The organism is Granulosicoccus antarcticus IMCC3135 (genome assembly GCF_002215215.1).
Classification (GTDB): Bacteria; Pseudomonadota; Gammaproteobacteria; order Granulosicoccales; family Granulosicoccaceae; genus Granulosicoccus; species Granulosicoccus antarcticus.
The window spans coordinates 5,801,708-5,827,743 of record NZ_CP018632.1; the positions used below are offsets into that span (position 1 = coordinate 5,801,708).

Here is a 26,036-nt window from a genome sequence, read left to right on the forward strand (position 1 = left end):
TTGTTGGAAGGTCAGACGGCTATCTGGGTAATCAGACGTTGAACTGTCTCACGCGCCAGTGAATCTGCCTCAATGATAGTGCTCAAATCGCTGGCGGGGGATATTTTTGAGCATGCCAATGTTTGCTCTACCAACTCACTGAGTTGTAAAAACGCAACACGCTCATTGAGAAAAGCGTCCACAACCACCTCATTGGCAGCGTTGAGGATGGTCGGTGCAGTCCCCCCTTCCCGCTGTGCTTCAAAGGCCAGCCGCAACAATGGAAACCGGATTGTGTCCGGCTCCTCGAAGTGCAAGCCGGACACTTCGAAGAGATTCAGCGGTTGAACCCCTGACGAGATACGTTCGGGCCAGGCCAGCGCATGAGCGATCGGTGTACGCATGTCTGGGCGCCCCATTTGCGCGATGACCGACCCATCTGCGTAACTGACCATGGAGTGAATGATGCTCTCGGGATGCACGACAACCTGCACATCGTCGACGTTGACATCGAACAACTGGCAGGCCTCTATCACTTCCAGCCCCTTGTTCATCATGGTCGCAGAATCGATGGAAATCTTGGGCCCCATCGACCAGTTCGGATGCTTCAAAGCTTGTTGCGGCGTTACAACAGCAAGCTCTTCTTGCGTCAGATTACGTAACGGACCGCCTGATGCTGTGAGTAATATTTTTTCGATTCCGGCGGTGCTAACCCCCTCTTTCGTCGCTGGCAGGCTCTGAAAAATGGCATTGTGCTCACTATCGACCGGCATGATCAACGCACCTGATGCCTTGGCAGCCTGCATAAGCAACTGCCCACTCATGACAAGAGCTTCCTTGTTGGCCAGTAATATTCGCTTGCCTGCCTGAGCAGCAGCCAGTGTCGACAGTAATCCTGCAGCCCCGACAATGGCTGCGACAACCGTATCGACGGCCGTATCTGACGCCACTTGATTCAAGGCATCGGGCCCATGATGTACCTCCACGCTCAAACCGTGCTCTTTGCACAATTTACGCAACTGCCCAGCCGCCTTCTCCGAGCCCAGTACCGCATGGACCGGTCTGTAGGCTACACACTGTTCGAACAGCTCCTGCACGCGCGTATGTGCAGTCAGTGCAAATACCGAATAACGATCAGGGTGGCGGGCGATCACATCCAGCGTACTCAGACCAATAGAACCGGTTGAGCCCAGAACTGCAATCGCTCTCACAGCCATACCCAGACAAAGGCAAAGACAGGAACAGCGGCCAGCACACCATCCAGACGATCAAGAACACCGCCGTGACCCGGCAGAAGCTGGCTACTGTCTTTCATGCCCGCAGAGCGCTTCATTCGACTCTCATACAAGTCTCCCAGCACCGAGGCCGCCGCTGATAACAGGGTAGCCACCAGCAACTTGAAGCCGTGCCCATCCGTCCAGTCTGCCATCAACAGCACCACGATCAACAGCAATGCGGTGGCTGCCAGGCCGCCGTATACGCCCTCCCAGCTCTTTCCCGGACTGATACTGGGTGCCAGCTTGCGATGTCCAAAGCGACGACCACTGAAATAGGCTCCAATATCCATGAACCAGACAACACACAAGGAATAGAGCAGCAACCAGGATGAGGCTTCTGGCGCATGACTACGCAGGTATTGCATCGCAACAGCCGTCAACAGAAACATGAAGGCACCCAACGCCAGCACAGGAATGTCCATGTCTTGCTCTACATGCTGACGAGGTGGGGCCAGGTAGAACAGCACCGGCACCGCCAGCCAGAACAGCAACCCTGCAAGCAAAAACCATTTCATGAGCTGAAGATCAAAAGGGATATACAGCCCTATCAGTGCCAGCACTCCCGCCAGCGCCGCGTACACCAGTTGTCCATTTTCGCAGGACAAGCCGCACATGCGACTCCACTCCCACGCACAAGCTGCGACTACGAAGCCCAGCACCAACGCAAAGACATCAACCGATGTCAGAAAAAGAGCGCCGCTGAAAGCCAGTAGCAGTACAACTGCAGTAATGATTCGAGTCTTAAGCATTGTTACCTGTTACCTGTTCACCGGTAAGACCGAATCTACGTTGACGACTCGCATAGAATTCCAGCGCCTTGGCCAACTCGGCATCGGAAAAATCGGGCCATAACACATCGGTGAAGTAAAGCTCCGTATAGGCCAGATGCCATAACAGATAGTTACTGATTCGCTTTTCTCCCCCCGTCCGTATAAACAGATCAGGCTCTGGCGTGTCTGCCAACGAGACATACCGGGAAAAGGTCTCGATATCGATGGATTCCGGGTCAAGACTGCCATCTCTGGCCTGACGAGCCAGCTCCCGGGCTGCATTGACGATATCCCAGCGACCACCGTAGTTCACCGCAATCGCCAGCTCCAATCCGGTATTTGATTCCGTCAGCTGTTCCGCACGATTCATCTCATCCTGCAGCTTGACCTGAAAAGCAGAACGCTCGCCGATGAAACAAATCCGTACGTTATTCTCGCAAAGCTTGCTCACCTCACTCTTGAGTGCCCGCAGAAACAGGTCCATCAAGAGACCCACTTCCTTCTGGGGGCGATTCCAGTTTTCACTGGAGAAGGCGAACAAGGTCAGTGCATCAATTTTCTGACGGACACAGGCCTCGACAATTCCACGCGTTGCAACGAACCCGGCCTGATGACCCGATGCCCGTGGTCTGCCCCTCTGTCTTGCCCAACGGCCATTTCCATCCATGATGATGGCTACATGACGAGGACGGGTATTTTCGGAAGCTGTCACTGAAGACTCTCGCTGGCAGAACGTAAGCGGCTAGCCCGGCATATTCACGGGCTACAGTTAATGCAGACGTTAAACGTCACACTTCCATCAGATCGGCTTCTTTCTTCGCCAGCACTGCATCTATATTCTTGATGGCGGCATCGGTCAGCTTCTGAACGCCATCCTCACCCTTGCGCAAATCATCCTGGGAAATTTCCTTTTCCTTTTCAAGTTCCTTGAGGTCTCCATTGGCATCACGACGTATATTGCGAATTGCCACACGTGTATTTTCAGTCTCAGCGCGCACCATTTTCACCATGTCCCGACGACGCTCTTCTGTCATGGGTGGTACTGGCACACGAATAACAGTGCCTGCTGTGTTCGGGTTCAATCCCAGATTGGAATTGATGATGGCCTTCTCGACTGCTGCCACCATGGACTGCTCCCAGGGAGTAACCGTGAGCATACGAGCATCCTCGATATTCACGTTTGCAACCTGACTCAACGGAGACTCCGCTCCGTAATAGTCCACTTTGACACTTTCAAGCAAGCTTGGATGAGCTCGGCCCGTGCGCATTCGTGAGAGTTCGCTTTCGAGCGAGTCCGCCGTCTTACCCATACGGATCTTGGCGTCTTTGAGAATATCGTCAATCATGATGGCTACCTGTAAATTCAGTTTGCTTTAACCGTGGTCCCGATATTTTCGCCCATGATCAGGCGCATCAGATCCCCGCTGTTGTTCATGTTGAAAACCTTGACCGGCAGATTGTTCTCGCGACACATCACAATGGCCGTCGTATCCATGACACCCAGTCGCTTCTGCACAGCCTCATCAAAACTTACTGTCTCATACTTGACAGCATCATCAAATTTCATCGGATCCTTGTCGTAGATACCATCCACTTTGGTACCTTTGATCATGACGTCTGCACCTACTTCCACGGCTCGCAGGCTGGCTGCTGAGTCTGTCGTGAAAAAGGGGTTACCTGTGCCGGCAGCAAACAAGACGATACGGCCTTTCTCCAGATGACGGACAGCACGTCGACGAATATAATCTTCGCAGACGGCATTGATTGGAAGTGCCGACATGACGCGGCAATAAGCTCCCAGATTCTCCAATGCATCCTGCATGGAAAGGCAGTTGATGACAGTAGCCAGCATGCCCATATGATCGCCAGTGACGCGATCCATACCGGCTTCCGCCAGGCCCGCACCGCGGAAGATATTTCCGCCACCGATGACCATTGCCACCTCGACACCAATATCACTGATCGCTTTTACTTCGCCGGCCAGACGGCGAATATAGACAGGGTCGATACCATAATCCATGTCCCCCATCAGCGCTTCGCCGCTGAGTTTCAACAGGACTCTTTCGAAGGCTGGACGTGCAGTTTCCATGTGAGCATGACTCGTTTATTTTGCATCGGACCGACGGCAGGTCCGGACACATTGATACAAAAAAGCCGGGACAGGCCCGGCGTCGTCACTACAATTCTAATGCGTAAAAAGCAGAGTGCACAATAAATATTGTTTCATCTGATCAATCGCCGTATTACTTATGGATCAAGTCGGCCCGGATTGAGGTTTTGAGACTTCAATCCGGGCCAAACATTACTGTTAGCTGCCGCGAACCTGCGCCATGACTTCTTCAGCAAAGTTTTCGACTTTCTTCTCGATACCTTCGCCTACTTCCAGACGATGGAAGCTGACAACAGTAGCACCCTTCTCTTTCAGCAACTGAGCGATCGTCTGGTCAGGATTCTTGACGAAAGGCTGACCGACGAGTGTGATTTCTGCCAGATACTTGCGTATACGTCCACCAACCATCTTCTCGACGATTTCTGGCGGCTTTCCACTTTCTGCAGCTTCTGCAGCAAAAATGGCTTTTTCCTTTTCCAGCAATTCTGCTGGCACACCGGTTTCATCCACACAAACTGGACGACTGGCAGCGATGTGCATCGCAATGTCGCGAGCCAGCTCAGCATCACCACCACTGACCTCACACACCACACCGATACGAACACCGTGCAGATATTCACCGAACACACCACCAGAGCTCTTGCCGGAGACACTTCGACGAACCTGAATGTTCTCACCGATCTTTGCGACCAGAGTCTTGCGAGCTTCTTCGACGGGCTGTCCATCGACAACCAGCGTGTCGATAGCTTCAGGCTGTTGTTCCAGCACTGCACTGACCACTTTGTCGGTGAATGCCATGAAATCTTCTGCCTTTGCGGCAAAGTCAGTCTGGCTATTGATCTCGACCATGCCGAAACTGGCACCATCAGCGCTGAGCTTGATGGCAACAACGCCTTCAGCAGCAGTATTTCCTGATTTCTTGTCAGCTTTCGCCAGACCAGAAATTCGCATGGCTTCCACTGCAGCGTCCATGTCGCCGCCAGCTTCAGTCAGTGCTTTCTTGCATTCCATCATGCCGGCGCCGGTGCGCTCACGCAGCTCCTTAACCATGCTTGCCGAAATGGCCATGTACATTCCCCTTCGAATTCTGTTGCCGGTCGTCACGTCAGACGACGGACCCGGGCTTGTGTTGAAAGTCAGTGGATATAACTTGCCATGAGGCAATTATTGTCCAATTCGGAAATACCTGATGGCTCAATCAAGAGCCATCAGGCCGGTCCTGCCTAGTGGCTTCAGGCCGCAGGTGCAGCGTCGTCACTGGCTGCAGGTGCAGCAGCAGCTTCAACAGCAGGTGCAGCTTCAACAGCAGGTGCAGCTTCAACCGGTGCAGCGACAGCAGCTTCTGCTGGTGCAGCTTCAGCGACGGCCGGAGACGTCACTTCAAGAGGCGCCTCGGCTTGAGCGTCTGCAGCAGCAGCCTCTTCCACATCCATCTTGCCTGAAGAGCGCTTGCCATCCTGAATAGCATTGGCAATAGCATCGACATACAACTGGATGGAACGGATAGCGTCGTCATTACCTGGAATTACGTAGTCGATACCATCAGGTGAATTGTTGGTATCTACAACACCAATAACCGGGATTCCCAGCTTTTTGGCTTCAGTAATAGCGATACGCTCATGACCGACATCGACCACAAACAGAGCATCCGGGAGACGTTCCATGTGCTTGATTCCGCCCATGCCACGATCCAGCTTCTCGTATTCACGAGTCAGGCCCAGAGCTTCTTTCTTGCTCAGGCGCTCGAAACTGCCATCTTCACGCATGGCTTCAAGTTCCAGCAAACGCTTGACTGATTGCTTGACTGTCTTGAAGTTAGTCATCATGCCGCCTGACCAGCGACGGTTGACGAAAGGCATGTTGCAAGCTTCAGCAGCTGCACGAACCGGATCACGGGCCGCACGCTTTGTTCCTACGAACAGCACTCGGCCATTCTTGGAAGCAATCTTGCCAGCATAGTTAGTGGCATCGATCAGAGCTGGAAGACTCTTTTCGAGGTTGAAAATATGAATGTTGTTACGTTCACCGTAGATGTATGGAGCCATCTTGGGAGCCCAGTAACGGGTTTGGTGTCCGAAATGCACGCCTGCTTCAAGCATTTGGCGCATGGTTACTTCAGCCATGGAATATCCTCTGGTTGGGTTTGGCCTCCGCAAGCCAACCGCGACAGACCCGTTCAGACTATTCTGAGTAGGCACCCGGTCGGGTTTGAATGACTTGCGTGTGAAATCCGGGAACAGGTAATCCTGCCCCGGTCAGCCCGTCTTTATAACACAATCCGAGCCAGCAATGTACACTAGCAGGCCCAAATCCAAACGGTCACCAAACACTATGTCCATCTCGCTCAAAACGCCAGAGCAAATCGCGAAAATGCGCATTGCAGGCCGTCTCGCTGCCGAGGTTCTGGACATGATCACAGAATACGTAGTGCCAGGCGTCACAACTGAAGAGCTGAACACGCGGTGTCACAACCTTATTGTCGATATTCAGAAAGGCATACCGGCAACCCTGGGTTACAAGGGTTTCACGAAATCCATCTGCACATCCATCAATCAGCAGATCTGCCACGGCATTCCCGGTGACAGAATTCTCAAAAAAGGCGACATTGTGAATATTGATGTCACCGTCATCAAGGATGGCTGGTTCGGTGACACAAGTCGCATGTATTACGTCGGCGAAGTGGCACCCCATGCAAGACGCCTCTGTGACACGGCTTATGAATGTATGGCACGCGGCATTCAGGTGGTCAAACCAGGCGCAACGTTAGGCGATGTAGGCCATGCCATTCAGGAACTCGCAGAAGGCAGACATTACTCAGTAGTACAGGAATACTGTGGGCACGGTATCGGCTCCAGCTTCCACGAAGATCCCCAGGTACTGCATTACGGCAAACCCGGCAAGGGCGTCGAATTGCGCGCTGGCATGACTTTCACCATTGAACCCATGATCAACCAGGGTAAACGCCACGCCAGAGTTCTGGCCGACGGCTGGACAGTCGTAACCAAGGACCGAACACTTTCAGCCCAATGGGAGCATACGGTGCTGGTGACTGAGGATGGCTTCGAGCTACTCACCCTGTCTGACGGGCAGAGCCTCTAGATGTGCCGGCCAGACAATACGATCTCGCCGCACGTCGCATCACGTGACAGCAGAGGCGGCACTGATGCCGCTCCTGCGACTCAGCACCGCTCATGACAACCCTTCCAGGCAGCCCGGCACCACGACCAGCACAATGGGAACAGATAGACTTCCCAACGGTCCGGGACCAGATCATCCGTGCCATTCAAGAACTGATCAACAGCTCCGAGCACTCGACCGATCTCTACAGAAAGGCAATTCAGCTGGGTGGTGATGCCATTCATGAGCAATTTCTGAAAGGCGCGCAAGCCTCCTGCCTGCTCGAATTACGAACCGCCGTCATCGATTACATCCTTCGACACCTCTGGGGTCGACAGGCAGACGCCTTTGATGGCCTGGCACTGGTTGCGGTCGGTGGTTACGGACGCGGGGAATTACACCCTCATTCCGATATCGACATAGCGATACTGCTGCCGAGCCAGCAGAGTGATGAGGACACAGGCGCACGAAATGCCATCCTCAGTGACTGGATCACAGCCCTATGGGATCTGAACCTGGATATAGGCCACAGCGTCCGGACAGTAGCCGACTGCGAGCGAGAGGCCGGTAGCGATATCACTGTCATCACGAACTTGATGGAGGCCAGATTGCTGTGCGGCTGCAATGATCTGTTCAAGGAAATGCAGGAGATCATCCAGCCATCACATATGTGGACTTCTGCCGAATTCTTTGCAGCCAAGGTTGCCGAACAGGAAGAACGACACAAGCGATTCCAGACCAACGCTTATCGCCTGGAACCCAATATCAAAGAGAGCCAGGGCGGGTTGCGCGACTTTCAGACGATCGCCTGGGTGTGTCAGCGACAATTCGGCACCGCTGGCCTCAACGCACTGGTGACACGAGGCCTGCTCGAACCCCAGGAACTGGTCAGGCTCAGAGAAGGCCTTGAGCTTCTGTGGCGCATTCGCTACCTGCTGCATCATGTGAGCAAACGTCGCGAGGATCGACTCCTGTTCGACTACCAGAAGGACATTGCCCATGCCTTTGGCTACCTTGATGACACTGAGAACCGCTCGATAGAGCAACTGATGCAGCGATTTTATCGCTCAGTCATGTCACTGCTGCGCCTCAATGAAATCCTGCTTCAAGGTATCGGCGGCATCATCAGCGGAGTCACGGCAGCATCGGAGATCATTCCGATCAATTCACGCTTCCAGCTCAGGAACGGCTTCCTTGAAGTCACCGGCGACGATGTGTTCATGCACTACCCGCCCGCACTGCTGGAATTGTTCCTGGTCTTTGGCAACACCCCTGAGGCTCTCAATGTCCGCTCGAATACGGTTCGTCTGATCCGGGCCAACCTGCCTTTGATCAATGATCGATTCCGCAGCGACCCCGTGGTGCGCAATCTGTTCGTACAAATCTTCAGCAACCCTCACAAGCTGACACGCACCGTCAGACTCATGAACCGTTATGGAGTGATGGCTGCCTACCTGCCCGCGTTCGACAAGATTGTCGGTCGCATGCAATACGACCTGTTCCATATCTACACGGTCGATGAGCATACCCTCGGTGTCATCCGCAACCTCCGGCGCATGATGCTGCCTCAATTTGCCGATGAAATGCCGCATGGCAGCAGCGTCGCAAAACTGATAAAAAAGCCGTACATACTTTATCTGACCGCACTTTTTCACGACATAGCCAAGGGCCGTGGCGGTGACCATAGTGTCTTGGGCGCCGAAGATGTGAAAGTATTTGCCGCCACTCACGGACTGCCACAGGAAGATGCCGAACTGATGGAGTGGACCGTTCGCAATCACCTGTTAATGTCGATGACCGCACAACGAAAGGATATCGACGATCCTAACGAGCAACTGGAATTCGCTCGCCAGTGCGGTAGCATCGAGCGGCTCAACCACCTCTACCTGCTAACCATTTCCGACATCCGGGCGACCAACCCGGAACTATGGAATTCGTTCAAGCAAAGTCTGCTGCAATCGTTACACCGGCATGCCATGCTGATACTCAAACGTGGCCTCGACAATCCGCTGGATGTGGAAGATGTCATCAATCGCCGGCAGGAACATACTCGAACCCTGCTGGATGACTCACTGGAAAACGATCCTCGCGTCGACATGCTCTGGGCGACCCTGGGAGACGACTACTTCCGGCAGTACCAGGCCGTGGAAATTGCTCGCCATACCGAAATTCTTCTGGCCAACGAGGACACACCGGGACCCCTGGTATCGCTGCGCTACTCCGCCTCTCGCGGCTCAACCGAAATACTCATCTATACCCCTGATGACAAGGCACTGTTCGCACTGATCACGGCAGTCATGGAACGCTTGCAACTGAACATACTGTCAGCAACAATCAATACAACGGCAGGTGGCTTTGCTCTGGATACTTTCCATGTACTGGATGCCACGCAAATGCCCATCGAGGATATCTCGCGTATTGACGAGGTCCGTCAAACGCTAACCTACGAGCTGGGTGTTCCTCGCAACCTGCCAAGACTCGACGTGCAGTATCCATCGCGACGATTGCGCTACTTTTCAGTGTCGACGCAAGTCGAATGCTCCAATGACGAATCAGGCTTCACTGAAGTACATATAACCGCAGCAGACAGACCGGGTATTCTGTCGGGCATTGGCAGAGTACTGATGGGTGCCAACTTCAATGTTCACGCAGCTCGCATCGCCACCCTGGGAGAACGAATCGACGATGTATTCCTGCTATCCAATGAGCACGGAAACTCGCTGACTGCTGCCGAACAACAGACAGTCAGCGAACTACTGCAACAAGAATTGTAGCCCCTCCCCTAAAAGACAGATACGGAGCCCCGACACTTGAACACCACACCCAGCGACACCATCGCCCTTCTGGTTGAGCTTGTCCGACGCAATTCGGTAACACCCGATGACAAGGGTTGCCAGGCAATGATCGGAGAGCGATTGGCTCGACTGGGCTTCGTTCTCGAGTCCATGCCATCTGGAGGGGTCACCAACTTGTGGGCTCGACTGGGAACAGAGGCTCCCCTCTTCGCATTTGCCGGTCATACCGATGTAGTCCCAACGGGCAACGAAGAGGACTGGTCATCACCCCCTTTTGCCGCCGACATCATCGATGATCATCTCGTAGGACGCGGTGCCGCTGACATGAAAGGCGGGGTTGCCGCCATGGTAACCGCGATCGAGCGATTTGTAGAAAGTGGCGCGCACAAGCACGGATCAATCGCCCTGCTCCTCACCAGCGACGAAGAAGGCCCGGCAACGGACGGCACCACAGTGGTCATCAACAAACTCGAGCATCGCAACGAAAAAATCGATTACTGCATAGTTGGCGAACCGACAAGCACCAACAAGCTGGGCGATACCATTCGTCACGGGCGCCGCGGCTCTCTGGGGGCCACTCTGATTATTCGCGGCATCCAGGGACATGTTGCCTATCCGCACCTGGCTGACAATCCGATACACCGTGCCATGCCTGCACTGAATGAACTGACAACGATCGAATGGGACAAGGGTAACGATCATTTCCCACCAACCACACTGCAGATATCCAACTTCAATGCCGGCACCGGGGCCACCAATGTCATCCCCGGTCAGGCGAGTGTTGAATTCAACCTGCGGTACAGTCCAGAAACATCCATCGAGCATATCCAGAGCACTATCAAAGAACTTTGCAGCAGACACCAACTGGATACGACGCTGATCTGGAAAGACAGCGCCAGACCATTCATCACCACACCGGGCACATTGACACAGGCCATGCAACAAGCCATCGTCAGTGAAACCGGCATCACCGCAACTCTGGACACAGGTGGCGGCACATCGGATGGGCGCTTCATAGCACCTACCGGCGCGCAGACTATAGAGTTCGGCCCCATCAACGCAACCATTCATCAAGTGAATGAACGCGTATCCTGCACCGACATCAACTCACTGACTCGCATCTACGAATCAGTGCTGCAACAACTACTGGGCTAACAAGAGGAGTGACAACATGGGCATGCTAGACGGCAAACGATTTATCATATTTGGTATCGCCAGCAAGCGTTCTATCGCATGGGGTATCGCAGAAGCCATGCACAGAGAAGGCGCTACCCTGGCCTTTACCTATCAAAATGATCGCCTCAAGGATCGAGTGATCGACATGGCTGCGGCCTGTGGCTCAACTCTGGTACTGCCTTGCGACGTAGCCGAGGACAGTCAGATCGATGAGCTCATGACATCCATCAAAGCCGAATGGACAGACGGATTTGATGGCCTGGTGCACGCGGTAGCCTTTGCACCACGCGAGGCTCTGGACGGTGATTTTCTGGATTCTGTCACGCGCGAATCTTTTCGTATAGCGCACGATGTAAGCTCGTACAGCTTTGCCGCGATCGCCAAGGCTGCACGCCCACAATTGAGAAAAGGTGGCTCCTTGATCACACTGTCCTACCTCGGAGCAGTAAGAGCCATGCCAAACTACAATGTCATGGGACTTGCCAAGGCCTCTCTGGAAGCAAATACAAGATTCATGGCAAACGCTATGGGACCTGATGGCATTCGTGTCAACGCCATCTCGGCAGGACCTATCAAGACACTGGCTGCAGCCGGCATCAGTGATTTCAAGAAACTGCTGAATCACGTGTCATCTTTATCCCCCATGCGCGAGAACACAACCATCGAACAGGTGGGCGACACTGCAGCATTTCTCGCCTCCTCCATGGCGGCAGGAATCACAGGGCAGATCATCTACGTCGATGGCGGCTTCAATATCGTCTCAATGCCAGATTTGAGCTAGCCATTTGTAGCTGCAAGACAATCTGAGTCAAAGGGCCGTTCGTTCACCCGTTCAGACGGGTCAACGAACAGCCCGATTTCCCGGAGAATGTCGAATTGACCAACCGGAAAATCGGATCAGGCACTGCAATTACCGACCTTGCTTCAACAGGTCACGAATCTCCTCCAGCAGCTTGACGTCTTCAGCAACAACCGCTGGCTCTTCAGTTTTTTCTTCTTCGAACTTCTTCTTCATGCTCGTGATCGCTCTGAGGATAATGAAGATAACAAAAGCAACTATCAGAAAATCGATCATTGACTGAATAAAGGCACCGTACCCAATTGCCGCGTCTCCGACCGTAATTGACAGATCACTGAAGTTTACGCCGCCCATGAACACACCAATGATCGGCATCAGGATGTTCTCCACCAGGGTGCTGACCATCTTGCCGACCGCAGCTCCAATGATGATGCCCACAGCCATATCTATCAGGCTGCCTTTCATGGCGAATTCCTTGAATTCCTGAATCATGCTCATGTTTTTTCTCTTGCTCGACAGAATGTCAGTTAATCCGTTACACGTAACGCGACTGAACCACAGCGCATACGACTCAGGATCCAGCATGTTACGTGCCGACCTGACAAGCAACCGCAAACAAAGGTTTCCCGGCAAGCAAGTATCGATTTTCAACAGTAATACCCGATGAGAGGCGAGTCGCCATGAGGCATGGCTCCCTCGATCACCGGCAAATAAATTAAACGGAGCAGCATGCAGATGACTGAGAACAAGCTCATTCTGGATTCGAAAACAGTTCAATCTGTAGTCGAGCACATGAATAGTGATCATGCGGATGCCTGCCTGTGCATAGTCAGGGCTTTCAGCGAGCATATAGGCGCAATTGATTCACAGCTAATCGACCTGGATAGTACAGGTCTGCTCTTTCATGTATCAACACACACTGACGGCAAGGTACAGAGCTCTCAGAGTGTGAGGATCGATTTCACCAAACCCTTGCGCGAAGAGACACAAATTCGCGGCGCCCTGGTAGGACTAACGCGTATGGCTCGCCAGAAACTAGCGAGCCTGGAATCCTGAGGCTTGTAGCAGACAGGGCAAGTACTGCCCTGCTGCATTTACCCAATCAAACTATAAAGTCTGATTAGTCAGAAAACCGAACGGTATCAGGATGAGGCAGCTGCTTTGATGTCAACGTCTGCATTTTCACGCAGGCTTTCCAGCAAGACTTCAAATTCAGTGCCACCTAATCGAATGTTTGCTCCGGCAGGTTCGGCACCTGGCAACGTTTGAACAGACTCATCAGCCCCTTCAACATCTGCTTCTGGCACTTCGACAGCATCAAGACGCAGAGCAATCAAATCCCCATTGGAGAGCGTCTCAGCAGCGGTTGCAGGAGCCGTATCGGTACCCGGCTGGGGCAGCGAAAATACTCGGGATACCACCCCACCCTCAAGCTCAGTCGATTGACGACCAAGAGCCAACTGCTCAATGCTTGTTGCAAAATCATCACCTTCTGCAATTGCAGCGGCTGTTTCACCCGTTGCAAGCTTTGATAAGGCCGCATCTTGAAGAACTTTCAACATCTCGTTGGCTCGTTCACTTTTCAACGACTCTTCAACTTCATCACGTACATCATCCAGAGTTTTCTGACGCGCTTCCTCGTGCTCCTGAACCCTCAACACGATAACGTGACGATCACCGATTTCGATGACTTCAGAATTCAGTTCTTCTGCCAGAAAATCAGGATTGAATATCGTGGCTACCACTTGCGGATTGGACAATACAACACCGGAATCGGTATCTGAGTCCAGCCAGTCTGAAGTCTTGATTTCAATGCCCGTCACATCACTGACAGGCTCCAGAGAATCCGGATTATCAAATGCCTGTTCAGAGGCTTGTTCACGCAGATCAAAATATTCGCGATCAGCCTCGTCTTTCTGCATATCCGCAATGATCTTGTCTTTCACCTCCTCAAACGGTTCGCCAGATTCTGGCTTGACACTGTCAAGCTTGATCAGATGAACGCCAAACTGACTGACGACCGGCTCGGAAATATCACCTTCGCTACTTAGTGCGAATACGGCTTCTTCGAACTGAGGATCCATACTGCCTGGAGTAACCGCACCCAGGCTTCCACCCAGATCAGCAGTACCGACATCTTCGGAAAATTCCTTGGCCAGATCAGCGAATGACTCGCCTGCTTCTACTCGAACCTTCAATTCGGACAACTTTGTAGAAGCTTCCTCTTCGGAAAGATCATCTGTGGTCAAAAGAATGTGCGACACGGAGCGTTGCTCCGGCAGAACGAAGCTACCTCGATTTTCATCGTAGAAGGTTTTTGCCTGCTCTTCAGTAACCTCAATATCGGCAGCAATAGCAGCACTATCTATTTCAATGTAGCGAATTTTTGCTCGCTCAGGAAACTTGTAACTTTCCTTTTTATCTTCAAAGTAGGCTGCAACCTCCTCTTCAGAGACTTCAATAGTCTTTCTGGCTTTTTCTGCATCGAACCTGACACCTTCCACCGTCCGAACCTGACGAGCCAGTGATGAAAGACGCTCCGCCTCAGAAGGCAGTGTGAAGCTAGTATCACTGATACCGGTTCTGAACTGATTCATGGCTGTATCGTCGCGAAAACTCTGCTCGAATACCGCTACTGACATACCGGATGCACGTAACTGTGTCTGATAGGTCTCGCTGTCAAAGCGACCATCGACCTGGAATGCCGGCAAATTACGTATAGCTCGTCCCAGAGTTGCATCACCGACAGCAAACTTCTGATTGGCAACTTCGCTTTCAAGCACTTGCTGAGAAATCAATTGCTGCAGGGCCTGATCGCGCAAGACAGCCTCATTGGCAAAAGCTTCTGGCAATTGCCCACCAAACATGCGCGCCAGCTGTTGGCGTTGCTGTTGATAGGCTTGTTCCAGTTGTTGTTGATCAATTGACTGGCCATTGACCTCAGCCACTGGAGGTATGGACCCACCACTGAGATAAGAACCAATTCCGACTAGCGCAAACGGGATAATAATGACCGTGATCAACGTGTATTTGATCGGCTTGGAGTTTCTGACCGTTTCTCTTAGATCCAATAACATGATGAATGCAGCGCCCTGTTGATCAATTAACTGTATTGACTGGTAGCAAGTCGTCTTCCAACGAGTTGCATTACTCAAATTTATCCAAAAAAAAAGGGTGCCGAAGCACCCTTTCTATCTCTACCCGAAAACTCGGGAGAGGGGTGTCACTGGCAAAAATCTGCCAGTGACGTCTGGTGTTGGCGGAGCGGACGGGACTCGAACCCGCGACCCCCGGCGTGACAGGCCGGTATTCTAACCAACTGAACTACCGCTCCATAAAATGGTGGGTGCTGACGGGATCGAACCGCCGACCCTCGCCTTGTAAGGGCGATGCTCTACCAGCTGAGCTAAGCACCCAAGAGAACTAGTTTACAGCATCTTTCAAAGCTTTACCAGCTTTAAAGCTAGGAACATTCGAAGCAGCAATCTGAAGAGGCTCACCAGTACGTGGGTTACGACCAGTACGAGCTTCACGCTTACGAACAAGGAATGTGCCAAAGCCAACGAGAGTAATTTGATTGCCTTCTTTCATGGCTTCAGTAACGGCTTCCAATACTGCGTCTACAGCGCTAGAAGCGTCAGCTTTAGTCATGTCGCCCTTAGCGGCAACCGCATCAACAAACTCACCTTTATTCATAATAACGCTTTTCCCGAATCTTTTGTTAGTTTATCGTCAAATAATTATTAAATAATTAAAGACGCTGGTGGATACCCGAAAGCAATGTGCGAATCATACGCGAAAAAAACTCAAAAACCCACCAACCACGCGGGTTTCAGCAAAACTGAGTAACTCTTGCGAGATCGCAATTAACCAGAACAAGGTAATCGCCGACTGAAGCAACGTTGACTGCGCGCATTATCCAACATGTTCGACCGTTTGTGACCGAACAATTGTGAAATAAATGTAAATAAATCGCGCCTGACCATCAAATAGACTGATCAGACGCATTTTACACGTATTTAGTGGGTTCTAACTTCGCCTGCAGCCCCACCTTGCAAATCATCGCCGGATACAGGATCGGCCAACTTCTCGCCATCTGGTCCTGGCGAACTTGCCAAAGCAACCGCAAGCACCTCATCTATCCACTGAACTGGACGTATATCGAGCCCTGATTTTATTTCATCTGGAATCTCGGATAAGTCTTTTTCATTTTCGATGGGAATCAGAACGGTATCGATCCCGCCACGCTGTGCTGCCAGAAGTTTTTCCTTGAGCCCACCGATAGGCAGAACCTCACCACGAAGCGTGATTTCACCTGTCATTGCAACGTTGGCCCTGACAGGAACATTTGTCAGGCACGATACGATAGCAGTACACATTCCTACTCCGGCACTCGGACCATCCTTCGGCGTGGCACCTTCAGGGACATGTAAGTGAATATCGAGCTTTTCATGAAAATCAGCATCGATTCCCAACGATTGAGCTCGGCTACGAACCACCATCATCGCGGCCTGTATGGATTCTTGCATGACCTCACCAAGTTGCCCGGTCGAACTCAACTTGCCTTTACCCGGTACTACGGTTGATTCGATGGTCAGCAACTCGCCGCCAACAGAAGTCCATGCCAGACCCGTCACCTGCCCTACCTGATTTTCTTTCTCTGCACGGCCGTGACGGAAGCGAGCAACACCCAGATAATCGCCAATATTCTCGGCAGTCACTGAAACCAGCTTGTCCTTCGAACTCTGACCACCCTCTTTTTCGGCCAGTTCAAGCTCCATGACTTCGCGAACTACCTTACGACAGATCTTGGCAACTTCACGCTCCAGGTTCCGGACTCCTGCTTCGCGAGTGTAGCTGCGAATAATTGCCATTATTGCATCGTCACTGACCGTCAGCTCTGAAGCATCCAGCCCATTGTCTGTCATCTTGCGCGGCAGCAAATAACGCTCGGCGATATTCGCTTTCTCCATTTCCGTATAGCCCGGAATGCGGATAACCTCCATTCGGTCCAGTAATGGCTCGGGAATATTCATGGTATTTGCAGTTGCCACGAACATCACATCTGACAGATCGTATTCCACCTCGAGATAATGATCGGTGAATGTGTGATTCTGCTCAGGATCAAGAACCTCCAGTAGTGCCGAAGAAGGATCGCCTCGAAAGTCCGTGGACATCTTGTCAATCTCATCCAGCAATATCAGCGGATTGCGGCGTTTGACCTTGGCCAGATTCTGAACGATCTTGCCCGGCATCGAACCGATATAGGTGCGACGATGACCACGTATCTCGGCCTCGTCTCGCACGCCACCCAGCGCCATTCTGCTAAACCTGCGACCCGTTGCCGCGGCGATGGATTTTCCTAACGAGGTTTTACCAACCCCAGGTGGTCCAACAAGGCAAAGGATCGGACCTTTTGCGTGACCTACGCGTTTTTGTACAGCAAGATATTCAAGGATGCGTTCCTTGACCTTCTCCAGACCGTAGTGATCATGCTCAAGTGTTTCTTCCGCCTGCTTCAGCGTATTCTTGAGTTTGGATTTCTTTTTCCACGGAAGGCTGACAAGCGTATCTATATAGTTACGCACCACTGTCGCTTCGGCCGACATGGGTGACATCATTTTCAACTTGTTGAGTTCGGCAGTCGCCTTCTTGCGAGCTTCCTTGGATAGTCCACCCTTGGCAATCTTGCGTGCCAGCTCTTCTGTTTCATTGGGAACCTCATCCATCTCTCCCAATTCTTTCTGAATGGCCTTCATCTGCTCATTCAGATAGTACTCGCGCTGACTTTTCTCCATTTGCTGTTTGACACGTCCGCGAATACGCTTTTCCACCTGCAGCATATCCAACTCGGATTCCATCAATTTCAGTAGGTGCTCCAGGCGTTCGCCCGGATCAAACAATTCGAGAATGGTCTGTTTTTCTTCAACTCGCAAAGACATCTGCGCAGCAATCATGTCCGCCAGACGATCAGCATCATCAACACCGGTCAAGGAGCTGAGTATTTCGGGTGGCACTTTCTTGTTCATCTTGACGTACTGGTCGAACATATTGGTCACCGAACGTACCAGCACATCCAGTTCCTTGCCTTCCAGCTTGTCGCTCTCTTCTGCTTCGACAGCTTCAGGAAAGCTGTAATTAGCCAGAAAATAGCCTTTTTCGGCAGTACTGACATTATCAATCAATGCTCGCTGCCCGCCCTCAACCAATACCTTGATAGTGCCATCAGGTAATTTGAGAAGTTGCAGAATAGTTGCAATGGTACCCACGCGATGAATATCTGCATCTCCGGGCTCATCCACAGCGGCACTGGTTTGCGCTGCCAGCATGATGCGTTTGTCTGAAGACATGGCAGCATCAAGCGCATCAATCGACTTTTCTCGACCGACGAACAGGGGGATAACCATGTGCGGATACACCACTACATCACGCAATGGTAAAACCGGCAGTTGTGCAGACTGCTCGATTGGTAGTTCATTAAGGACTTCTTGATCAGTCACGGTGCTGAGCTCTCCTTGTGTGAGGCTGACTTGTTTAAGTCGAGCATACACGACAAGGTGAGACTCACTTTGGAAAATTCAAGCACGTAACCCGCACTCGAAGGCCATTCTCAGCCGTATTTTCACTAATCAACGCAAGGTCAGCTCCTCAATGGACATCAAATTCCAGACAAAAAAAACCGGCTACTGAGAGCCGGCTTTTTTGTTGCTCAGGAACCCCTGAACTGTACTCACATGGGAATATCAAATCCCTGCGAGCCTCTGACTCACAATCAATCGTCAGAAGCTGCCCGTTTATACATTTCTTCTTCCATTACCTTTTCCTGACCTTCCAGCAAAAGATATGGCTTGGCTTCGCCACGAACCACGGCCGCATCCAGAATCACTTTCTTGACGTTCTCGATACGAGGTAGTTCGTACATGGTATCGAGCAGCACGTTTTCCAGAATAGTTCGCAGACCACGAGCACCAGTCTTGCGTTCCAACGTATTCTTCGCAACTTCGTAGAGTGCATCCTTACGGAATTCGATATCGACCTCTTCCATAGCCAGCAATTTTTGATACTGCTTGGTGATGGCATTCTTTGGTTCTACCAGAATTCTCACCAGGGCTTCCTCGTCCAGCTCTTCCAGAGTCGCAACAACCGGCAAACGGCCGACAAATTCTGGAATCAAACCGAAACTGATCAGATCCTGAGCTTCACAATCCATCAGCAATTTACCAATATGATCGTGTCCTTCTTTTGATTTGACCTCGGCAGCAAAGCCTATTCCACCTTTGTCACTTCGCTTCTGTATGATTTTTTCCAGGCCAGCAAATGCACCACCACAGATAAACAGAATGTTCGAAGTATCGACTTGCAGGAATTCCTGCTGAGGATGCTTGCGGCCACCTTGAGGCGGAACCGAAGCAATTGTGCCCTCGATCAGCTTCAATAGTGCTTGCTGCACACCTTCACCCGAGACATCACGTGTTATTGATGGATTATCGGATTTTCTGGAAATCTTGTCGATTTCATCAATGTAAACAATACCCGTCTGCGCCTTCTCAACATCGTAGTCGCATTTCTGCAGCAGTTTCTGAATGATGTTCTCGACGTCCTCACCCACATAACCAGCTTCGGTCAACGTAGTTGCATCGGCGATCGTGAAAGGTACATTCAAAGTACGAGCTAACGTCTCTGCCAGCAAGGTCTTGCCTGAGCCTGTAGGGCCTATCAGCAATATGTTACTTTTCGACAGTTCAACGTCGCCTTTCTTGTCTTTATACTCAAGTCGCTTGTAATGGTTGTACACCGCAACCGAGAGAATTTTCTTGGCCTTGGCTTGACCGATTACATATTGATCCAGCAATTCGTTGATTTCGTGCGGCTTCGGAAGTGAACTTTCTTCGTCACTAGCCTGTTCCTGCATCTCCTCAGTAATGATGTCATTACAAAGATCAACGCATTCGTCGCAGATAAAAACTGACGGTCCTGCAATCAGCTTGCGAACTTCATGCTGGCTCTTGCCACAAAACGAGCAGTAGAGCAGCTTGCCGTCGTCTTTCTTATCTTCCTGGTCACTCATGTTTTTACAAACCTCTGGCTTCGCACCACATTGCCGTGTTTCCCCTGAACATACAAGCAAGAAACGGTTGCCTTGATCAGGGTTGTTGTGCAGATCACAATGGCGACTCGTTAGAGTCGCCATTTGAGATCTCGTTCAAGTTTACGCCGGACTGGGTGCTCCGGCTAGCTCTTAGTAGTCGGAGTATCCCCGCTAGAGGTAACACTGACTTCTTCTTCACGTGATTTGACAATACGATCAACCAATCCGTAGCTAACTGCATCTTCAGCGGTCAAAAAATTGTCACGCTCTGTATCGCTCGTCACTTTTTCCACGGTCTGGCCTGTATGAAGAGCCATCAATTTGTTCATCTTGGCTTTTATCGACAGAATTTCTCGCGCATGAATGTCGATATCCGTGGCCTGCCCCTGAAATCCGGCAGAAGGCTGGTGAATCATCACGCGAGAGTTCGGTAGAACAAAGCGTTTGCCAGCCTGACCTGCCGTCAGTAGAAAGGCACCCATGCTGGCAGCCTGACCGATGCAAAGCGTACTGACATTTGGCTTGATGAACTGCATGGTGTCGTAAATAGCCATACCAGCAGTCACCGAGCCGCCCGGAGAATTGATGTAGAGAGAAATATCCTTGTCAGGGTTATCCGACTCGAGAAACAACAGCTGCGCCACGATAAGGTTAGCCATGTAATCTTCAACCTGGCCAACCAGAAAAATGACACGTTCCTTTAGTAGACGTGAGTAGATGTCATAGGATCGTTCACCCCGTGACGACTGCTCCACAACCATCGGAACCAGCCCACCGGCAGCGCTCGGGCTGGCAGGCGCGCCTGATGCCGGAGCTGCAAAGCCGTTGTTACCAGTCAGTGAGCCGTTGAAACCCCAAGTAGGACCTGAATTCATCGTTAGCTATTCTCGCTATCTGCCGGAGCCTCAGGCGCCGGCGGGTTCATGATGTCTTTGAATGTAGTTGGTTCATCAACAACTGTTGCGGCCTCAAGAACTGCAGCTGTAACTGCTTCTTCAAGTACCAGGCCTTCAATGTTCTTCAACATTTCCTGATTGCCGTAATAGTAGTCTATGACTTGTTGGGGATCCTGATAGGAAGATGCAAGCTGTTCGACCTGTTCTCTTACTGCAGCAGCATCGGCCTTGATCTCTTTCTGCTGGATAATTTCACCCACAACCAGTCCAAGCTGCACTCGGCGAGTTGCCTGTTCGGTAAATAGTTCGTCAGCCAGCATAGAAGAATCAGACTCCGCTGGCATTTGTTGCATAAGTTGTTCCCGCTGGCGTTTGATCTCTTCAGAAACCAGTGCACTGGGCACATCAATAGGATTTAATTCGACCAATCCGTCCATAACCTGAGTCTTCACCTGGTTATCGATGCGTTGCTTGAGCTCACGCTCCATATTCTTCTGGATATCAGCACGCAGGCTTTCAACCGTGCCATCTTCAATACCAAAGCTCTTGATCAGCTCTTCATTGAACTCAGGCAATTGTGATTCCTTGACTTCGTGAACCGTAATATCGAATTCGGTTTCCTTGCCAGCGAGATGATCAGCCTGGTATTCCTCCGGGAAGGTTACCTGGATGGTTTTTTCGTCGCCCGCCTTCAAACCGATCAGTTGGGATTCGAATCCTGGAATCATTGCATTGGAGCCCAGAACCAGAGGAGCCTTGTCGGCTTTGCCGCCAGGGAACTCTTCACCGTCGATACGTCCGACGAAGTCAATGACGATCTGATCGCCATCAGCAGATTCACGCTCTACAGCTACATATTCAGTGCGCTGCTTGCGAAGATTCTCGAGCATCTCTTCGATATCTGACTCTTCGATGCTAACAACAGGGCGATTGACCTTGATGCCATCATTAAAGACAGGCTCGAACTCTGGATAAACTTCAAATGTCGCAATAAAGCTGAATCCAGCTTCATTGTCGGCACCTTCAGCAGGAGGTGCAGGAACGATATCCGGCTGTCCCGCCGGACGCAGCTTTTCTTGCTGCACTGCATCGAAGTACGAACGATTGATCAATGAGCCCAGAACTTCACTACGAACCTGAGGCTCGTAACGCTTCTTGACAACATTGAAGGGTACCTTGCCCGGGCGAAAACCATTAATACGTGTGGTTTTGCTCAGACTTTGGAGTCTCTCCAGCACTGCGCTGTCGATGTCCTCTGAAGGCAACGCCACGGTCATGCGACGCTCAAGGCCTTGGGTGGTTTCAACGGATACTTGCATGCTTGCCTCTAGTGACCACCGATTGAGTGCCGCGGCCGCTCACGAGCCGATCATGGCCTGTCATCCGAAGGTCAGGTGATGTGTCGCGCACGACACGATATCTGGTGCGAAAGGGGAGACTCGAACTCCCACGTCAATGACACTGGTACCTAAAACCAGCGCGTCTACCAATTCCGCCACTCTCGCAGAGTATTACTGTCAGCCGCTAATTATAGCGAAAAACACGGCTTGGATGCCGATACGTTACGCCCTAATATCAAATTAGTTGGTAACATCGTCCATAAATCCAGACAAGTTGAGGCACTTTGATATAAAAGGGTGGGGTGAACGACGGGATTTGAACCCGCGACCACAGGAATCACAATCCTGCGCTCTACCAACTGAGCTACGCTCACCACAATTACTACCAAATCGTCGTTACAACTAGACTTCAGCTACACGGCCGACAGGCGTTAATGGTGCGCCCGGCAGGATTCGAACCTGCTACCCTCGGCTTAGAAGGCCGATGCTCTATCCACATGAGCTACGGGCGCTCTGCCGATAATCGGGCCGATAACTGAACGAATAAAAGTGGTCGGGGCAGCAGGATTCGAACCTACGACCCTCTGCTCCCAAAGCAGATGCGCTACCAGGCTGCGCCATACCCCGAACTGCTACTCATCCAGCCGCATAATGATAACCATAGACTTAGCAATAGTCAACCTCTGCACGAGAAGTTTGTTCATTATTTTTGAAATAAATCACATTGCCTCCCCTTACCCATCCTGACCTACCCTTCTATAGCGCACTCCTTGATCCCTGTTTAGTCGATCTCATGCCGCCAAGTCATCTGAATAGATTCCAGAATACCTTCCTTCGACTTTTCCGGATCATCGTCAAAACCCTCGCGAGCCACTATCCAGGTGCGCATATCAGTAAGTGAATCGGACAGACAGCGGACCAACATCACTTCAAATACTACGTGGCATCTTCGGTGATGCCCAGATCATTGATCTTGATCTGGAGACGTATGACACCACTACAAACTCAACGACACCGGGCACCTCATCACACGGCCTTCTAGTGAGCTGTCCACTGAATGGAAGCCGGGTCGACTCCGTCTTTGTGCATATCCCATAAAGGTGACAAGTCACGCAGTGACTCTACCGCTTCACGTGTCTTGGCGATTGTAAAATCTATCTCTTCTACAGTTGTGTAACGACCGATCGTGAATCGGATGGAGCTATGTGCCAGCTCATCGTTTCGACCAATGGCACGTAAGACATAGGAAGGCTCCAGACTGGCACTGTCACAGGCAGATCCACTGGAAACCGCGATATCCTTCATTGACAGGATCAGGCTTTCACCTTCCACGAAAGCAAAGCTGATGTTCAGGTTGCCCGGAATACGCTGCTCCAGATCACCATTCAGGTAGATCTCTTCCATATCAGCAACACCGTTCCACAAGCGATCCCGAAGTTCTTTCAAACGCTTGCTTTCCTCTTCCATCTCTTCGTGAGCGATACGGAAGGCCTCACCCATGCCAACGATCTGGTGAGTGGGCAACGTGCCCGAACGCATTCCTCGCTCATGCCCACCACCGTGCATCTGGGCCTCCAGACGTACCCGTGGCTTGCGACGGACATACAGTGCGCCAATGCCTTTGGGACCATAAACCTTGTGAGCACTGAGGGACAGCAGGTCTACATTCATTTCTTCGACATCAATCTTAACCTTACCCGGGCTTTGGGCAGCGTCCACATGCAGGAGGATTCCTCGCTCACGCGTGATCGCACCAATGGCAGCGATATCCTGAATCACACCGATTTCATTGTTGACATGCATAACGGAAACTACCGTCGTGTCATTACGCAATGCTGCCTTGAACACGTCCAGATCCAACAGGCCGTTTTCTAACGGATCAAGGTAGGTGATCTCAAAACCTTCGCGCTCCAATTGACGACAGGTATCAAGAACTGCCTTGTGCTCTGTCTTGACAGTCACTATGTGCTTGCCTTTCTTCACATTGAAGTGGGCAGCACCCTTTATTGCCAGATTGTTTGATTCGGTTGCACCGGATGTCCAGACAATTTCCTTGCTGTTGGCGTTCAGCAGGCTGGCAACATTGTCGCGGGCTTGCTCTACCAGCTCGTGAGCTTGCCGCCCAATAGGGTGAGAACGTGAAGCAGGGTTACCAAAAAACCCCTGCCTGGTCAAACACCGACCCATTTTTTCTGCAACTCGCTCGTCCACGGGAGTCGTGGCCGAATAGTCCATATAGATTGGTAGGTGTAAAGAACTCACTGTGCAAGCCTCAAAAATGTTCGTTGATTTGCCGGCTTGTGCCGCCCTGAATATTCAGGATTTCAAACTACTGCATCATCACCCACTCGTACGAAGCAAGCCAAGCACACTGATCCTCTATCGCATCATTATTATGCGTAGGGACGCTGCACCATGACCTTGTCTTCGCGCAGCGATACACCTTGAACACGATGTCGATCGATCATGTCCTGTAGAGAGACACTGCCCAGAAATTCTTCTATCTGAGCGCTCAACCCTTCCCACAAATCATGCGTCAGGCATCGACCATGACTGTGGCAATTCTCCTTCCCTCCACACTGCGTGGCGTCCACCGATTCGTTGACCGCGACAATGATTTCGGACACGGCCACCTCATGAAGCTGGCGTGCCACCGAATAACCACCACCCGGCCCTCGCGTGCTGACCACCAACCCACTGCGTCGCAACTTGGAAAACAGCTGCTCCAGATAGGACAGGGAGATTTCCTGCCTCACTGAAATTTCAGCCAGAGATACAGGTCCGGAGTTGCCGTGCAACGCCAAATCCAGCATAGCTGTTACTGCATATCGTCCCTTGGTGGTCAATTTCATGACAGCAAAGCGAAGTAGTGATTCATGGCAGAAGGATCACATAACCTAGTATTTTAGTCAAGTATTAGGCTTGATGCATTAAACTCAAGACTCAGCCAGATGAATGTCGGCTTCAGCCTGTTCTCTTGCCAAGCCGATCCAGTTCTGCACGCAACTGGGCAACCTGTATCTGCAACTGCTCAACCGCAGATTCCAGCGGGTCGTCCGTATCTCCTGCAACCCCATAAGCATCGAAGGCCTGTTGCCGTATTGCAGCCTCCTGGTCTTGCACCAGTTCCAGGCATTTCGCGCTTTGATTCTTGCACCGGACTATACGACCCGGAACGCCGACGACAGTAGCACCGGCCGGAACCGCCTCAAGTACAACGGCGTTTGATCCGATTCGAGCATCGTCCGCCACCAGAAAGGGCCCGAGAATCTTGGCACCGGCACCCACTACTACATTGTTTCCCAGCGTCGGATGACGTTTTCCGGCACTGAGTGTGCGCCCACCCAGAGTGACACCTTGATAAAGCGTCACGTCATTGCCGATTTCAGCCGTCTCACCAATGACCACACCGGTACCGTGATCGACAAAAAAACGTCGACCAATGCAGGCACCAGGATGAATTTCGATACCGGTGAGCCAGCGGGCAATGTTGCCCATGAAACGGGCTGGCCAACGCAAGCCTCTCTGCCACAACCAGTGGTTAACGCGGTGGAAAAGGATGGCATGTACGCCCGAGTAACAGGTCAGCACATCAAGAATATTGCGTGCCGCCGGATCCCGTTCGAACACGCAAGTGACGTCCTCTTTAACTAACTGCCACATGCTTGTACCTTCCGCAAGACCTACT

General features: G+C 51.6%; 23 protein-coding genes and 6 tRNA genes. 5 read left to right on the plus strand and 24 right to left on the minus strand.

From position 1 onward, the window contains the following. Positions 1-11: 11 nt before the first annotated feature. The 7 genes from ispC to rpsB form a co-directional block, all read right to left on the minus strand. On the minus strand, positions 12-1,196 hold the full coding sequence (gene ispC / locus IMCC3135_RS25210; protein ID WP_088920110.1) for a 1-deoxy-D-xylulose-5-phosphate reductoisomerase: 1,185 nt from the start codon (positions 1,194-1,196) through the stop codon (positions 12-14). After that, complete coding sequence (locus tag IMCC3135_RS25215) at positions 1,187-2,005, minus strand: phosphatidate cytidylyltransferase (protein WP_088920111.1); 819 nt, start codon at positions 2,003-2,005, stop codon at positions 1,187-1,189. Before IMCC3135_RS25215 ends, ispC begins: the two co-directional genes overlap by 10 nt. Then, on the minus strand, positions 1,998-2,738 hold the full coding sequence (gene uppS / locus IMCC3135_RS25220) for a polyprenyl diphosphate synthase (RefSeq protein ID WP_257790395.1): 741 nt from the start codon (positions 2,736-2,738) through the stop codon (positions 1,998-2,000). Before uppS ends, IMCC3135_RS25215 begins: the two co-directional genes overlap by 8 nt. Positions 2,739-2,814: 76 nt before the next feature. Beyond that, entirely contained in the window at positions 2,815-3,372 is a 558-nt protein-coding gene (gene frr, locus IMCC3135_RS25225; RefSeq protein ID WP_088920113.1) for a ribosome recycling factor, read from the minus strand. Between the two features lie 17 nt (positions 3,373-3,389). Then, positions 3,390-4,115, minus strand: a complete 726-nt coding sequence (gene pyrH, locus IMCC3135_RS25230) for a UMP kinase (protein WP_088920114.1) — start codon at positions 4,113-4,115, stop codon at positions 3,390-3,392. Between the two features lie 219 nt (positions 4,116-4,334). After that, on the minus strand, positions 4,335-5,204 hold the full coding sequence (gene tsf, locus IMCC3135_RS25235) for a translation elongation factor Ts (protein WP_088922065.1): 870 nt from the start codon (positions 5,202-5,204) through the stop codon (positions 4,335-4,337). Positions 5,205-5,368: 164 nt separating this feature from the next. Then, entirely contained in the window at positions 5,369-6,259 is an 891-nt protein-coding gene (gene rpsB / locus IMCC3135_RS25240) for a 30S ribosomal protein S2 (protein WP_088920115.1), read from the minus strand. A gap of 208 nt (positions 6,260-6,467) precedes the next feature. Here rpsB and map point away from each other — a divergent pair, with 208 nt between their 5' ends. The 4 genes from map to IMCC3135_RS25260 all read left to right on the plus strand — a co-directional run bounded on the left by map (position 6,468) and on the right by IMCC3135_RS25260 (position 12,005). Next, positions 6,468-7,235, plus strand: a complete 768-nt coding sequence (gene map / locus IMCC3135_RS25245) for a type I methionyl aminopeptidase (RefSeq protein ID WP_088920116.1) — start codon at positions 6,468-6,470, stop codon at positions 7,233-7,235. 92 nt (positions 7,236-7,327) lie between these two features. Next, complete coding sequence (gene glnD, locus IMCC3135_RS25250; protein ID WP_088920117.1) at positions 7,328-10,027, plus strand: [protein-PII] uridylyltransferase; 2,700 nt, start codon at positions 7,328-7,330, stop codon at positions 10,025-10,027. A gap of 36 nt (positions 10,028-10,063) precedes the next feature. Further along, a complete protein-coding gene (gene dapE / locus IMCC3135_RS25255; RefSeq protein ID WP_088920118.1) occupies positions 10,064-11,203 on the plus strand; it encodes a succinyl-diaminopimelate desuccinylase in 1,140 nt (379 codons plus the stop codon). Positions 11,204-11,219: 16 nt separating this feature from the next. Continuing rightward, positions 11,220-12,005: an enoyl-ACP reductase FabI gene (locus IMCC3135_RS25260; RefSeq protein WP_088920119.1), complete on the plus strand. Its 786-nt coding sequence runs from the start codon at positions 11,220-11,222 to the stop codon at positions 12,003-12,005. A 129-nt stretch (positions 12,006-12,134) separates the two neighbouring features. Here IMCC3135_RS25260 and mscL read toward each other — a convergent pair whose 3' ends face one another. Beyond that, positions 12,135-12,521 (minus strand): large-conductance mechanosensitive channel protein MscL, encoded by a 387-nt coding sequence (gene mscL, locus IMCC3135_RS25265; protein WP_088922066.1) that lies wholly within the window; start codon positions 12,519-12,521, stop codon positions 12,135-12,137. A 237-nt stretch (positions 12,522-12,758) separates the two neighbouring features. Here mscL and IMCC3135_RS25270 point away from each other — a divergent pair, with 237 nt between their 5' ends. Continuing rightward, positions 12,759-13,079, plus strand: a complete 321-nt coding sequence (locus tag IMCC3135_RS25270) for a DUF2470 domain-containing protein (RefSeq protein ID WP_157736266.1) — start codon at positions 12,759-12,761, stop codon at positions 13,077-13,079. 86 nt (positions 13,080-13,165) lie between these two features. On the opposite strand, the gene IMCC3135_RS25275 is transcribed toward IMCC3135_RS25270, so the two are convergent. From IMCC3135_RS25275 to cysE, 16 genes are all read right to left on the minus strand, one after another. Further along, the gene (locus tag IMCC3135_RS25275; protein ID WP_088920121.1) at positions 13,166-15,100 is read right to left on the minus strand and encodes a SurA N-terminal domain-containing protein; all 1,935 of its coding nucleotides are present in this window, start codon (positions 15,098-15,100) and stop codon (positions 13,166-13,168) included. A gap of 180 nt (positions 15,101-15,280) precedes the next feature. Continuing rightward, positions 15,281-15,357 (minus strand) — tRNA-Asp (locus tag IMCC3135_RS25280). Between the two features lie 6 nt (positions 15,358-15,363). Then, positions 15,364-15,439, minus strand: a tRNA-Val gene (locus IMCC3135_RS25285). Between the two features lie 7 nt (positions 15,440-15,446). Then, complete coding sequence (locus tag IMCC3135_RS25290; protein ID WP_088920122.1) at positions 15,447-15,719, minus strand: HU family DNA-binding protein; 273 nt, start codon at positions 15,717-15,719, stop codon at positions 15,447-15,449. Positions 15,720-16,042: 323 nt separating this feature from the next. Continuing rightward, the gene (gene lon, locus IMCC3135_RS25295; protein ID WP_088922067.1) at positions 16,043-18,430 is read right to left on the minus strand and encodes an endopeptidase La; all 2,388 of its coding nucleotides are present in this window, start codon (positions 18,428-18,430) and stop codon (positions 16,043-16,045) included. 365 nt (positions 18,431-18,795) lie between these two features. Continuing rightward, the gene (clpX, locus tag IMCC3135_RS25300; protein ID WP_088922068.1) at positions 18,796-20,091 is read right to left on the minus strand and encodes an ATP-dependent Clp protease ATP-binding subunit ClpX; all 1,296 of its coding nucleotides are present in this window, start codon (positions 20,089-20,091) and stop codon (positions 18,796-18,798) included. A gap of 164 nt (positions 20,092-20,255) precedes the next feature. Then, complete coding sequence (gene clpP, locus IMCC3135_RS25305) at positions 20,256-20,873, minus strand: ATP-dependent Clp endopeptidase proteolytic subunit ClpP (RefSeq protein ID WP_236994840.1); 618 nt, start codon at positions 20,871-20,873, stop codon at positions 20,256-20,258. A gap of 116 nt (positions 20,874-20,989) precedes the next feature. Then, on the minus strand, positions 20,990-22,327 hold the full coding sequence (tig, locus tag IMCC3135_RS25310) for a trigger factor (protein ID WP_088920124.1): 1,338 nt from the start codon (positions 22,325-22,327) through the stop codon (positions 20,990-20,992). A 102-nt stretch (positions 22,328-22,429) separates the two neighbouring features. Further along, positions 22,430-22,513: transfer RNA gene (locus tag IMCC3135_RS25315), tRNA-Leu, on the minus strand. Between the two features lie 133 nt (positions 22,514-22,646). Continuing rightward, positions 22,647-22,722: transfer RNA gene (locus IMCC3135_RS25320), tRNA-His, on the minus strand. A gap of 61 nt (positions 22,723-22,783) precedes the next feature. Next, positions 22,784-22,860: transfer RNA gene (locus IMCC3135_RS25325), tRNA-Arg, on the minus strand. A gap of 38 nt (positions 22,861-22,898) precedes the next feature. After that, positions 22,899-22,975: transfer RNA gene (locus tag IMCC3135_RS25330), tRNA-Pro, on the minus strand. Between the two features lie 154 nt (positions 22,976-23,129). Next, entirely contained in the window at positions 23,130-23,237 is a 108-nt protein-coding gene (iscX, locus tag IMCC3135_RS25335) for a Fe-S cluster assembly protein IscX (RefSeq protein ID WP_205737708.1), read from the minus strand. 149 nt (positions 23,238-23,386) lie between these two features. After that, positions 23,387-24,610, minus strand: a complete 1,224-nt coding sequence (locus IMCC3135_RS25340) for an IscS subfamily cysteine desulfurase (protein ID WP_088920126.1) — start codon at positions 24,608-24,610, stop codon at positions 23,387-23,389. Between the two features lie 131 nt (positions 24,611-24,741). Beyond that, positions 24,742-25,200 carry a Fe-S cluster assembly transcriptional regulator IscR gene (gene iscR / locus IMCC3135_RS25345; protein WP_088920127.1) on the minus strand — a complete coding sequence of 153 codons (459 nt, stop codon included), beginning with the start codon at positions 25,198-25,200 and terminating at the stop codon, positions 24,742-24,744. A 112-nt stretch (positions 25,201-25,312) separates the two neighbouring features. Beyond that, positions 25,313-26,011, minus strand: coding sequence for a serine O-acetyltransferase (gene cysE / locus IMCC3135_RS25350; protein WP_088920128.1), 699 nt, complete (start codon positions 26,009-26,011; stop codon positions 25,313-25,315). Positions 26,012-26,036: the final 25 nt, after the last annotated feature.